Annotated in this window: 11 protein-coding genes and 1 pseudogene; 8 read left to right on the top strand and 4 right to left on the bottom strand. The window is 46.1% G+C overall.

Translation table 11 applies throughout. The annotated features are described in order from the left end of the window. Window positions 1-41: 41 nt before the first annotated feature. Together PYW33_RS14600 and PYW33_RS14595 are read right to left on the bottom strand one after the other, a co-directional pair. Window positions 42-464, bottom strand: coding sequence for a hypothetical protein (locus tag PYW33_RS14600; RefSeq protein ID WP_005105349.1), 423 nt, complete (start codon window positions 462-464; stop codon window positions 42-44). A gap of 124 nt (window positions 465-588) precedes the next feature. Next, window positions 589-789, bottom strand: a complete 201-nt coding sequence (locus PYW33_RS14595; protein ID WP_004281307.1) for a DUF3565 domain-containing protein — start codon at window positions 787-789, stop codon at window positions 589-591. 131 nt (window positions 790-920) lie between these two features. Between PYW33_RS14595 and gshB the strand changes: the two genes are divergently transcribed. Further along, window positions 921-1871 (top strand): glutathione synthase, encoded by a 951-nt coding sequence (gene gshB, locus PYW33_RS14590; protein WP_004647232.1) that lies wholly within the window; start codon window positions 921-923, stop codon window positions 1869-1871. A 50-nt stretch (window positions 1872-1921) separates the two neighbouring features. Here gshB and PYW33_RS14585 read toward each other — a convergent pair. Then, window positions 1922-3125: pseudogene (locus tag PYW33_RS14585) on the bottom strand (MFS transporter). A gap of 424 nt (window positions 3126-3549) precedes the next feature. Between PYW33_RS14585 and murG the strand changes: the two are divergent. From murG to lpxC, 7 genes are all read left to right on the top strand, one after another. Beyond that, window positions 3550-4647, top strand: coding sequence for an undecaprenyldiphospho-muramoylpentapeptide beta-N-acetylglucosaminyltransferase (gene murG, locus PYW33_RS14580; RefSeq protein WP_004647235.1), 1098 nt, complete (start codon window positions 3550-3552; stop codon window positions 4645-4647). A gap of 12 nt (window positions 4648-4659) precedes the next feature. Beyond that, the gene (gene murC, locus PYW33_RS14575) at window positions 4660-6108 is read left to right on the top strand and encodes a UDP-N-acetylmuramate--L-alanine ligase (RefSeq protein WP_004647236.1); all 1449 of its coding nucleotides are present in this window, start codon (window positions 4660-4662) and stop codon (window positions 6106-6108) included. 57 nt (window positions 6109-6165) lie between these two features. Continuing rightward, window positions 6166-7095, top strand: a complete 930-nt coding sequence (locus PYW33_RS14570; protein WP_004647237.1) for a D-alanine--D-alanine ligase — start codon at window positions 6166-6168, stop codon at window positions 7093-7095. A gap of 2 nt (window positions 7096-7097) precedes the next feature. Next, entirely contained in the window at window positions 7098-7952 is an 855-nt protein-coding gene (locus PYW33_RS14565; RefSeq protein ID WP_004647238.1) for a cell division protein FtsQ/DivIB, read from the top strand. A gap of 70 nt (window positions 7953-8022) precedes the next feature. Next, on the top strand, window positions 8023-9285 hold the full coding sequence (ftsA, locus tag PYW33_RS14560; RefSeq protein WP_004647239.1) for a cell division protein FtsA: 1263 nt from the start codon (window positions 8023-8025) through the stop codon (window positions 9283-9285). Window positions 9286-9444: 159 nt separating this feature from the next. Continuing rightward, entirely contained in the window at window positions 9445-10638 is a 1194-nt protein-coding gene (ftsZ, locus tag PYW33_RS14555) for a cell division protein FtsZ (RefSeq protein WP_004647240.1), read from the top strand. 126 nt (window positions 10639-10764) lie between these two features. Continuing rightward, complete coding sequence (gene lpxC, locus PYW33_RS14550; protein ID WP_004647241.1) at window positions 10765-11667, top strand: UDP-3-O-acyl-N-acetylglucosamine deacetylase; 903 nt, start codon at window positions 10765-10767, stop codon at window positions 11665-11667. 99 nt (window positions 11668-11766) lie between these two features. Here the strand turns inward: lpxC and PYW33_RS14545 are convergent, their stop codons facing one another. Further along, window positions 11767-12207 carry a DciA family protein gene (locus PYW33_RS14545; protein ID WP_004647242.1) on the bottom strand — a complete coding sequence of 147 codons (441 nt, stop codon included), beginning with the start codon at window positions 12205-12207 and terminating at the stop codon, window positions 11767-11769. Between the last annotated feature and the right edge of the window lie 87 nt (window positions 12208-12294).

Below are 12294 nucleotides of genomic sequence, written 5' to 3'. Positions count from 1 at the left end.
AACTTAATCCTTAATGAATAAAAAAATTTAAAAATTCAGGATCAAGCTTTGGGTGGGCGCAGGATTTCTTGCCAGTAACCGACAAGGTGCTGGGCATGGTAAGCAGGGAGGAGGGTTTTTTCCGGATAACCGTGATCAGGCACGCTTAACTCGGGCGTTGTAATGGGCAGGCTGGTGACCAAGTTCTGGCAGGCCATAGTGCCACAATCCAGACAATCTGATGACTGCTGGGTGCTGTCACTGACACAGTCCGGCTGAATCAGTTCCTGATCTTGATGAGGATCAGTCTTATGCAGCGAGTGAGAAGCAGAGGGTTTTGTCATTTCCAGACAATGAGGATTCGTTTTTTCAGACGGCATAACCAGATGCATGGTGTTTGCAGATGCGACAGACACACTGCTCCAGCCTATGGCAAAAACCACAAGCATCACCAACCAGATCTGTTTGACGAGCCGTATGAGCAAAAGTACACCCTGAAAAAATGCGCTGCATGTTTGAGCAATAAAAGCATAAACGCAGTAACTCAAATTAGCAAATTCTGGACAAGATTATTTTTTAGGTCACCTACATACTACTTTTTTCATAGGTTCAGGTTTCAGTTTCGCACTTTTCGCATTTTTTACAGTCTAGCAGCATCCCGAGTTTTTCTTTACGTCCTTGCTCGGTCATCACCCATGGGCGATTTTGCCAGGGCGGGGTATGCCGCACATGCTGGCCATGTCCGCAGGCCAGCTCTGCAACCCAATGCTGTTCCTCATCCAAGTGAAAACCGATAATGGCCTGTTGCATGGCAAACCTCCTGTGGGCTCAATCTGTCTCAGTACCTATATAAAATAAGTTATGCAAAATCACCATAAACAAAAGAATCGACACAAGCTATACTCCTTGCCAAGTCATTTTTTGAAAAAGAGCAGAGACACATGCGCGTACTTGTTGTGATGGATCCCATTGAAAATGTAAACCTGAAGAAAGACTCAACCATGGCCATGCTATGGGCAGCCGCACGTCGTGGGCATGAACTCGGTTATGCATTGCAGCAAGATTTATATATCGATCAGGGCAAGGCCTTTGGTCTGATCGCGCCGCTACAGGTATTTGAAGACTACGACCATTATTATGAACTTGGCGAAAAACAAAAAGAGTCGATCGCTGCTTATGACGCTGTCTTGATGCGTAAAGATCCGCCTTTTGATATGAACTTCGTCTATACCACTTATATTCTGGAGCAGGCAGAGCGCGAAGGGGCATGGATCATCAACAAACCGCAAAGCCTGCGTGACTGTAATGAAAAACTGTTCGCGACCCAGTTCCCGCATCTGCAAGTTCCGACCTTGGTGACTTCGCAGCAAAGCCTGATCCGTGAATTTCTCAAAGAACAGGTCGATGTGATTGTAAAACCGCTGGATGGCATGGGCGGCACCGGGATTTTCCGCCTGTATCAGGATGGCATCAACATCGGTTCAACCATTGAAATGCTGACCAATAATGGTACCCAGCCGATCATGGCGCAGCGTTATATTCCGGAAATTGTCGAAGGCGATAAACGCATCCTGATGATTAATGGCGAGCCAGTGCCGTATTGTCTGGCCCGTATTCCGCAAAATGGTGAAGTGCGCGGTAATCTGGCCGCGGGTGGTCTGGGCGAGGCGCGCCCACTGACTGAAACTGATAAGGCCATTGCAGCAAAAGTAGGGCCGTATCTCAGAGAAAAAGGTCTGGTCTTTGTAGGGCTGGATGTGATCGGAAATTATGTCACTGAAATTAATGTAACCAGTCCAACCTGTATCCGTGAAATTGATGCCCAGTTTGGTACTTCGATTGCGGATGATCTGTTTGCTGTGCTGGAAGCAGGTCAGGCCAATCAGGTTTAAAGGCAGCATTAGGTGAAAGAAGAGTCTGCTTGCAGGCTCTTTTTATCTTTTTATTTAGGGTAACGCTTAAATAAAAATGCCGTCATTACCATGCCCAGCATCGAAAGGCAGACAGTGATAATGGCAAGATTGGCCCAATATTGGGTGGCAGATATCAGCGCAGCGCTCAGGGTCGGTATAAAAAACTGTGCGCAGGCTGAAATTTGTAAAACCACACCCACACTGGCTGCTGCTGCATAGGCACGTGGTGCATAGTGCAGGGTAATCGCAAAAAACAGTGGTTGGGATCATCCCGCCAATCAGTGAAAACAGCAAGGCACTGACAACCTGCAATTCAAATGAGAGCCAGGCATTTGCAGCAAACACCAGACCACTGCTGCAGAGCATTGCTACAAATCCGGTACTCAATAAGGTGGGCGGTCTATAACCCTGTTGCAGCAACATGCCTGCGCCAAAAGTGCCCCCCAGATTGGCCAGCACGACTATCGAGACCAGCATCCCTGCGCGTTTTAAGTCCAGCCCCTGTTCGACATACAGCGTAGGCAGGAAGCCCGTGACAGTAATCCATTGACTGGTATAACAGGCAAAAATAATCGCCAGACAGATAATGGGAGGATGGGTCAGGGTAATTTGAACAATCTGCCAGAATGAGGTGTTTTCCGTAGCTGGCTGAGAAGAGTCTGGCTGTGTTACCAAGACAGGTTCAATATTTAAATATTGTTTAATCATGCCAGCAATGACAAGGCACAGGCAGCCCAAAATGGCCCAGATCATTTGCCAGTCCAGATATTCAAGCAGGAGAGGAATCGTCAATACGGCCAGACTGACACCGATGCCCATATAGGAACTCCAGAGTCCCATCTTGAAATTCAGTGTCTCAGCGCGGCTGGTACGTTTTAAAATTGCTGGCGCACACAAGGAAATGGTTAAAAACCCGATTCCTTCCATAAAGCGCAATACATATAAAGTGGCAGGCTGCGTAATCCAAAGCCCGGCAAAACTGCTCAGCCCTAAAATGATTAAGGCCATGATCAGGCAGCGCTTTAATCCCATTTTTTCCGAGAAGGCGCCAATGCATAGCGCAAACAGCGTTCCGGCAGCCTGCACCAATGCTAATGAAAAACCAGCCTGAGTAAAACTCAGGTTTAAATCCTGCTGCAACACAGGAATCACGGCCGAAAGTTTGCCGACATGGATCGCAGCCAGATAACCGGCCAAGATAATCCATACATCACGACATGAGATTTTTGACATCTATCCGAACTGAGTCCATTTAAAGCATCTGCTTGTACATCAAGCATCATTCATATATAGATATGAATAGCATGAAACTTTTATAAAATTGATAGGATTTAAGCCTAAGATTATCGGCCAATGATAAGAGAGGAGGTGAACGGGAGAAAACGGAAGACCGCTGTAAATAAAGCGCTCTTCGTGGCAAAGTTATTGATAATATAATGAGAAAACTATTTAAAATTGATATGATATGTCACTTAAGTCGAAGGAAAAGTGCAGACCTTATAAATAAAACGAGTCTAAACTTGAAGTTTGCGTGAAAAAAACAATTAAAGCCTTGTTGAAATAAAGTAAATAAACTTTCATGGCCTGAGGTTTGTGATTACAATTGATTACTTAAATCAGATTTCCTGCTCCATTTTTTGAATTGAAGAATTAAACCGTGACCGAAGCTCAGCAAAAACAGCCTAAACATGTCATGATGATGGCCGCAGGTACAGGTGGACATGTGTTTCCAGCGTTAGCTGTTGCCAAAGATTTACAACAAAAAGGTATACAGGTTTCATGGTTGGCCACGCCCGTAGGCATGGAAAACCGCCTGTTAAAAAACCAGAATATTCCCATTTATCAGATCGATATTCAAGGTGTGCGTGGCAATGGTTTTGTGCGTAAAGCCTTGGCGCCTTTTAAAATTATGAAAGCCACCTTAAGTGCCATGAAATTCATGAAACAGCTTCAGGTCGATGCCGTGGCAGGCTTTGGTGGTTATGTGGCAGGCCCGGGTGGTTTGGCTGCGCGTATCTTAGGTATTCCGGTGCTGATCCATGAACAGAATGCAGTTGCCGGTTTTACCAATACCCAATTGTCGCGTGTGGCAAAGACGGTGTGCCAGGCTTTTCCAAATACCTTTCCGGCCCAAGATAAAGTCGTGACTACGGGTAATCCGGTACGACAGGAAATTAGCGAAATTTTAAATCCATCCTGGCGTTATCAGGAGCGTGACAAGGCAGGATTGCCCTTACGTATTCTGATCGTTGGTGGGTCTTTGGGGGCGCAAGCCTTAAATGAACGGGTTCCGGAAGCTTTAAAGCAACTCAATGTGCGATTAAGCGTCTATCATCAGTGTGGGCAAAACCATGCCGAGGCGACCCGGGCACGTTATGAAAATGCACCGGCCAGTCTACAAGTTGAAGTACAGCCTTTTATTGAGGATATGGCCAAAGCCTATTCTGATGCCGATCTGGTGATTTGCCGTGCCGGGGCTTTGACCGTCACTGAAATTGCCACTGCCGGGGTGGCTGCGATTTTTGTGCCGCTTCCAAGCGCAGTGGATGATCACCAGACGGCCAATGCCGGTTTCCTGGCCAATATCAATGCGGCAAAGATTTGCCCGCAGGCCACGATGACCCCGGAAAGTTTAACAACATTATTAGAGCCGATGCTGAATCGCCAGCTGTTAATGGAAATGGCCGTGAAAGCACGCCGACAGGCTCAACCCGATGCGACTCAACATGTGGTCCGTTTAATTCAAGAATTGTAATCCGAGTAAACTATGTCTCCAACAACCCCAGCTGAACAAGCGAAAAAGTTAATCAAAGTGCCGGAAATGCGCCGTATCAAACACATTCATTTTGTGGGGATCGGTGGCGCAGGCATGTGTGGTATTGCGGAAGTGCTGAAAAACCAGGGCTATAAAGTTTCCGGTTCAGATATCAAGGCATCCAATACCACCGCACAGCTGGAAGCGAATGGCATTAAAGTCTATATCGGACATACTGCAAATAATATTAAGGGCGCCAACGTGATCGTGGTCTCTACCGCGATTGATAAAGAAAATCCGGAAATTAAAACCGCGATTGAAAACCGTATTCCTGTGGTTCGCCGTGCGGAAATGCTGGGTGAACTGATGCGTTACCGTCATGGAATTGCCGTTGCCGGCACGCATGGCAAAACCACGACCACCAGTCTGATCACCTGTATGCTGGCTGAAGAAAACATGGATCCAACCTATGTGATCGGTGGTTTGCTGAACCGTACCGGTATGAACGCAGCCTTGGGCGCCAGCCGCTATATCGTGGCCGAAGCCGATGAGTCAGATGCTTCTTTCCTGCACCTGGAACCGATGGCTGCTGTGGTAACCAATATTGATGCCGATCATATGGATACCTATGGCGGTAGCTTCGATGTCCTGAAAGATACTTTTATCCAGTTCCTGCAAAAACTGCCATTTTACGGCTTGGCTGTAGTCTGTGGTGATGATGCCAATATCCGTGAAATCATGCCGCGGATTGCACGTCCGTTACTGACTTATGGCTTCAATGAGGACAATGACATCCGCGCAGTAGATGTTGATCAGGATGGCATGCAAACCCACTTTACCGTATTGCGTAAAGAGCGTGAGCCATTGCGTGTAACGGTCAACCAGCCAGGTTTGCATAATGTGCTGAATGCCTTGGCCGCAATTGGTATAGCAACCGATGAAGGTGTGTCTGATGCTTCAATCTGCCGTGCACTGGAAGGTTTCAGTGGTGTGGGTCGTCGCTTTGAGGTTCAGGGTGAGTTTGCGATTGAGGGCGGTGACGTGAAACTGGTGGATGACTATGGTCATCATCCAAAAGAAGTCGAAGCGACGATTAAAGCTGCGCGTCAGAGTCATCCGGACCGTCGTCTGGTAATGATGTTCCAGCCACACCGTTATAGCCGTACCCGTGACTGTTTTGATGATTTTGTGGAAGTGCTTTCTACTGTAGACCAGTTATTGTTGCTGGATGTTTATCCTGCCGGTGAAAAACCGATTGTCGGGGCGGACAGCCGTACTTTGGCCCGCAGCATTCGCTTACGTGGTGAAGTCGAGCCGATTCTGGTTGATGCGACGGACGGCAACCTGAATCAGATCATGAGAAAAGTATTGCAAGCAAATGACTTGTTATTAACCCAGGGCGCAGGTAATGTTGGAGCAATCTCAGTCGAACTTGCACAAAATCACTTATATATAAAATAGTCATCTTGTGTGACTGAATTGAATTGACCAGATTGAAAAAAGTTTAAGGATATAAACGTGTCAAATGCTTCAAAATTCGGAAAAGTTGCCGTGTTGCTTGGTGGTAAATCTGCAGAGCGTGAGGTTTCTCTAGACAGTGGTACGGCGGTACTTGAGGCATTAGTGCGTTCAGGGGTCAATGCGGAAGCGTTTGATCCTCAGGAGCGTAGTGTCACAGAACTGGTAAATTATGATCGTGCTTTTATTGTATTGCATGGACGTGGCGGGGAAGATGGCCAGATCCAGGGCGCACTGGAATGGTTAAACGTGCCGTATACCGGTACCGGTGTACAAGGTTCTGCGATCGGCATGGACAAGGTCAAGACCAAGCAGGTCTGGCAGGGTTCGGAATTGCCGACAGCACCGTATCGCATTGTCACCAAAGACTCTGATGCGAACGACATTGTTAATGCTTTAGGCTTGCCTTTGATTATCAAGCCGGTACATGAAGGTTCCAGTATCGGCATGAGTAAGGTTGAGAAAATTGAAGATTTTGCAGAAGCAATTACCAAGGCAACTGAACATGATGCTGTGGTGATGGCAGAAAAATGGATTACCGGTCGTGAATATACCATTGTGGTTTTAAATGGTCAGGCGCTGCCGGTGATTCGTCTTGAACCGCCTCAAGATGTTGCCTTCTATGACTATGAAGCGAAATATCAGCGTAATGATGTGCAATATGGCATTCCATGTGGTTTAAGCGAAGCTGAAGAGCAACAGTTAAAAGCCTTGAGTTTGCGCGCATTCCAAGCAGTCGGTGCCAGTGGTTGGGGCCGGATTGATGCCATGCAGGATGAACAGGGCAACTTCTGGTTGCTTGAAGTCAATACCGTACCGGGCATGACCAGTCACTCACTGGTGCCAAAAGCGGCAGCTGCAGTCGGATACAGTTTTGATGAGCTGTGTGTCGCGATTCTGGAACAGACCTTGACTGGTTCGGCACACTAAATATGGCTCAACTTCCTGTTTCCATGCGCCGTAAACGTGCTGCGATTACTTCAATTCACGACAAGCCGCCGACACGCAAAGAAAAGCTGACCAATTTTGGTGGCTGGTTATTGTTGTGTATTGCGGTATTGGTGCTGGCCTTTGGAATATTGGGCTTATATAAAGTCATGACCAATAGTGACGTGGCAGAGCTGGGCGTGATAGGTACGCGCTCGGCTGCTGAACAGCGTCAGGTTATGCAATATGTGTCACCGATTGTGACCGAAAACTATTTTACTTCAGATCTGGAAGCGATCCGCGATCGTACTCTGGAATTATCCTGGGTGGATCGGGTCGTGGTGTCCCGAGCCTGGCCAAATGGCATTCGGGTGCGGGTGATGCCGCATCATGCAATTGCACGTTGGGGAACAGGGCGTTTATTGAGTGACAGTGGTGTTATTTTCACTGAAGTCATACCCAAGAATTATCAGGCATTACCGTTGCTACATGGGCCAGCGAGCCATGCAGAAACCATGATGCGTCGTTATAATGAAATTAATCAGTTATTTTTGCCACAAGGCATTCGTCTAAAAGAATTATATCTCACCGAGCGAATGACCTGGTTTATGCAGTTTGATTCGGGTTTAAGAATAATTGTGGATAAAGACCAGACTATGAGCAAATTACAACGCCTGAGCCATCTGTCTCAGAGCGATTTAAAGCCGGTCTGGTCTAAAATTTCGGCCATCGACCTGCGTTATCGCAATGGATTGTCGATACAGTGGAAAAATTCAATTCCGCCTAAAATTGTAAATGGACATTTTATTGTAACCATTGATGACACGGGCGTTGAGAATAAGGTAACAGTAAAGCCATAATGACCGGCTTTAAAAAATAGAGGCATTTAAAGCCATAAATCTAACAAACACGTAATGGTAGTAGTGAATAATGAGTGAAGCTGTTCCCTCGGTTGTGGCGATTGACATTGGGACACACAAAGTTTCAGTTTTGATTGGCAAGGTACACGCGCCAGACAATATCCAAGTGATTGGTATGGCCACCGCTCGTAACCGAGGCATGAGTAAAGGGAAAATTGTCAGTCTCGATAAAGTTATTACTGCAATTAAAAATGCCGTTCAAGAAGCAGAAGATATGGCGGAATGTCGTGTACATTCTGCCTGGGTCTCTATTCCAAGTGCCGAATTAAAAAGCTTTTATGCTTCAGGTCGCACCTCGATCGACAATAGCGAGCATGCGATTACCACCAGTGAAGTGGTGCGTGCACTGGAATTGGCTAAAGCTAGTCATTTGACTTCAGATCATTATCTGGTCAGTGCTGTGCCTCTGGGTTTTGAGCTGGACGACTCACCGGAATGGGTGTTAAACCCGATTCGGATGTCGGCACATAGCATGACCGGACACTATCATTTGATGATGCTGCCGATCAGTACCATGCAGAATATTGATCGCGCCCTGAAAGGTGCCAATATTGGTGTAGAAAAAATGGTGGTGTCGAGCTTGGCTACTGCTGAAGCCAGCCTGCTGAAAGACGAAAAAGAATATGGCGTATGCTTAGTAGATATCGGTGCCGGCACGACCAATGTTGCAGTGTATGTGGATGGTCGTTTGGCCTTAACCCATACCTTCCAACGTGGCGGTGAACATGTGACCCGTGATATTGCAGCAGTATTGCAAACCACGACCGAAGAAGCTGAACGTCTGAAATTATTGTATGGCTGTGTCGACCTGAAAGTGGTCAAGCCTGACCATATGATTCAGTTCCAGGGGATTGATGGGCCACAAACCATCAGCCGGATTGAACTGACTGAAATTATTATGGCTCGTTATGAAGAAATTCTGGGTCTGGTACGTGATGAGCTGGTGAAAAATGGTGCCATCCAGGGCTTGTATCATGGTGTGGTATTGACCGGTGATGCCAGTCATATCGAAGGGATGGTGAGTTTTGTTCGCCGTACCATGGGGGTCTCGGCGCATTTAGGTAATCCGCCGACTCAGGTGTATGCAGACGAACAACATCAGGCTGCTTTACGTCGCTCGCAATATAGTACGGTGGCTGGCTTGCTGATGTTTAGTCAGAGTGATACCCAGGACACGATTGTGGAACAGGATGATGTAGAGCGGTTGTCATTGGCTAAGCGGGTCAAAAGAGCCTTGTTTGGCTTTAATGACACCCTGAAATCAATCTTTTAAGTCGATTTTTATTGTGAATATTGTTGGGAAGATGTAGTTAATCGGGCTTGTACTTGACAAGTGAACGCATGAGCAGCATTCTTAAAAACAATTTTATTAAGATTAAGGCAGTATACGGGCTTAGTGACTGCCAATTATGAATTAGGAATTTTATAGGTCATGGCCTCATTTGAATTTTTCGAAGACGATCATAGCGATAGCAATGGTCAAGCCCGTTTCACTGTATTTGGTGTAGGTGGTGCGGGTGGTAATGCGGTACAACATATGTTGCAGTCCGATATCCAGGGCGTAAAATTTGTTTGTGCCAATACGGACAAACAGGCATTGGATCGTATGGAAGCCGAATTTAAAATTCAGCTGGGCGAGCAAAGTACCCGTGGTCTGGGTGCAGGTGCAAATCCGCAAGTCGGCCAGACCGCAGCAGAAGAAAGCCGTGAACTGATTCGCCAACAGCTTGAAGGGACCGATATGGTCTTTGTAACTGCGGGTATGGGCGGTGGTACCGGTACCGGTGCAGCGCCAGTGGTTGCTGAAATTGCGAAAGAAATGGGTATTCTGACCGTTGGTGTCGTGACCACGCCATTTAACTTTGAAGGCAAACGCCGTCTACAGTCTGCTGAAAAAGGGATTGAAGCGCTAGAGCAGCATGTAGACTCATTAATCATCATTCCAAACCAGCGTCTATTGAAAGTCTTCCGTGATATTTCAATGAAAGATGCCTATAAAAAAGCGGATGATGTATTGTTGAATGCAGTACGCAGTATTTTTGATTTGGTAGTCCGTCCTGGCCATATCAACCTTGACTTTGCTGACTTAAAAACAGCCATGAGCACTCGTGGTTATGCCATGATGGGTGTCGGTCTGGGTCGTGGTGAGAACCGTGCACGTCAGGCTGCTGAGCAGGCAATCCGTAGTCCATTACTCGACAACGTGACTATCATGAATGCCAAAGGCATTCTGATCAACGTGACTGGTGGCGATGACGTGACTTTCGGTGAAATTGAAGAAATTACTGATGTCGTGAACCAGATTGTCGATTTAGATGAGGGTCAAGTGTTCTACGGTACCGTTTTTGATCCGGATGCGCGTGATGAAATCAGCGTGACTGTGATTGCAACAGGTCTCACCCGTCATGCAGCGGATTCAGTTGAACCGACCAAACGTACTAATGTACAGGCAACTCGTCCAGCAGCAGCTGCACAGGCTGTGGTGGAAGATGATGATGTACCGGCAATTCAGCGTCAGCAGCATGAAACAGGTGCAGCAGCGAATCCAGCGGCGGCTTCAGTTTCTAGCCCGCGCCCAACGCCAATGAGCATTCAGGATTATCTTAAGAATCAACAGCGTAAATAACATGTAACATCATGTGTTTAGCTAGATTAGACAGGAAAGGTGGCTTTTAAGCCACCTTTTTGTTTTTTATCAATAGCCAAATATGCTAACGTATAGCGGTTTTATAGATGAACAGATGATAAAAGCATGTTGAAACAACGTACCCTGAAACGTGTCGTGAAAGCGAGCGGAATCGGTCTTCACAGTGGGCAAAAAGTCATGATTAACTTTGTGCCGCACCATGCCGATGGGGGAATTGTGTTTCGTCGTATTGACCTGAATCCGCCAGTCGACATTCCTGCCGATGCCATGCTGATTCAAGAAGCCTTCATGTGCTCGAACCTGGTTCAGGAAAATGCCAAAGTAGGCACCATTGAACATGTCATGAGTGCGATTGCTGGTCTAGGCATTGATAACCTGATTATTGAAGTGTCGGCCTCTGAAGTCCCGATTATGGATGGCAGTGCAGGTCCGTTTATTTACCTGCTCATGCAGGGCGGTTTGCAAGAGCTGGATGCCGCTAAAAAATTCGTCAAGATTATTAAACCGGTTGAAGCACTCATTGATGACAAACGTGCCATTTTTAGCCCACATGAGGGCTTTCAGCTGAATTTCACCATCGATTTTGATCATCCTGCCTTTAAAAAAGAACATCAGTCCGCCAGTATCGATTTTTCTACTGAAACCTTCGTTTATGAAGTCAGTGAAGCGCGTACCTTTGGGTTTATGAAAGATCTGGATTATCTCAAAGCCAATAATCTGGCGCTGGGTGCCAGCCTGGAAAATGCCATTGGTGTAGATGAAACCGGGGTCGTTAATGAAGAAGGTTTACGTTTCTCGGACGAATTTGTACGTCATAAAATTCTGGATGCCGTGGGTGATTTATACCTGCTCGGGCATCAGATTATTGCCAAATTTGATGGTTATAAATCTGGACATGCCTTGAATAATCAACTTTTACGCAATGTGAAAAGTGATCCAAGCTGCTATGAAATTGTAACATTTGATGACGAAGCCAATTGTCCAATCATGTATGTGAATGTGACATAAGTCATTGTGTTTGTGTCTTTATGTTTTTGTTATTGCTTTAATACTGTGATACACATCACATAATGTTTGCTTTTTAATTTATTACATTTGATTGCTATGTTACTTTTTATTGCTTGCCAAACGTAGTAAAGCTTGGCTAAGCTTAGGGTCGCTTATAAAGTCAGCAGCACTACGAAGTAATTCCTGTGTTTCTGCATTTAAGGCTCTTTCAGGTGTTGCTGAAACAGGTGATGTTTGCGAAGGATTCCGCAAGCAAACTTGAAGTTTAGTGAGATCTGTTAATTCATTTATTTGAGAGAGTTGTGAAATGTATTGCTTTTGAAGATAGGCCAATTGACTGATCATGGCCTGGTTTTCACCGGTAATCGTTAACACACCATTTTGATAGCAGACAACTTGCCAGCGTTCCGGTTGGGGCAATAGCGGTTGTACGAGTTTCGTAAGTTTCTGCCAGGCAGCGACTTGTGATGAGAGAAACGAAAAGTTTCCTGTTTTTATCTGTTTTCTTGTTTGTTGAAAAACGTTGACAGGTTCCGACATACATGATTCCTACATATTTATGTCTTAATCTTATGCGCTTCTTTTAGTGGATATCAAGGATAGAGATCTTCAAGGAACTCGATTAAA

The sequence above is a fragment of the Acinetobacter lwoffii genome (genome assembly GCF_029024105.1).
Taxonomy (GTDB): Bacteria; Pseudomonadota; Gammaproteobacteria; order Pseudomonadales; family Moraxellaceae; genus Acinetobacter; species Acinetobacter lwoffii.
Note: the sequence above shows the minus strand (reverse complement) of the source record. Positions and strands in the feature narration are given on the sequence as shown.

What these genes read in the sequence shown, in the direction of transcription:
- PYW33_RS14595 (WP_004281307.1), bottom strand. Translation starts at nt 789, where the DNA reads ATGCAACAGGCCATTATCGGTTTTCACTTGGATGAGGAACAGCATTGG.
- gshB (WP_004647232.1), top strand. Translation starts at nt 921, where the DNA reads ATGCGCGTACTTGTTGTGATGGATCCCATTGAAAATGTAAACCTGAAG.
- murC (WP_004647236.1), top strand. Translation starts at nt 4,660, where the DNA reads ATGTCTCCAACAACCCCAGCTGAACAAGCGAAAAAGTTAATCAAAGTG.
- PYW33_RS14565 (WP_004647238.1), top strand. Translation starts at nt 7,098, where the DNA reads ATGGCTCAACTTCCTGTTTCCATGCGCCGTAAACGTGCTGCGATTACT.
- ftsA (WP_004647239.1), top strand. Translation starts at nt 8,023, where the DNA reads ATGAGTGAAGCTGTTCCCTCGGTTGTGGCGATTGACATTGGGACACAC.
- ftsZ (WP_004647240.1), top strand. Translation starts at nt 9,445, where the DNA reads ATGGCCTCATTTGAATTTTTCGAAGACGATCATAGCGATAGCAATGGT.
- lpxC (WP_004647241.1), top strand. Translation starts at nt 10,765, where the DNA reads ATGTTGAAACAACGTACCCTGAAACGTGTCGTGAAAGCGAGCGGAATC.
- PYW33_RS14545 (WP_004647242.1), bottom strand. Translation starts at nt 12,207, where the DNA reads ATGTCGGAACCTGTCAACGTTTTTCAACAAACAAGAAAACAGATAAAA.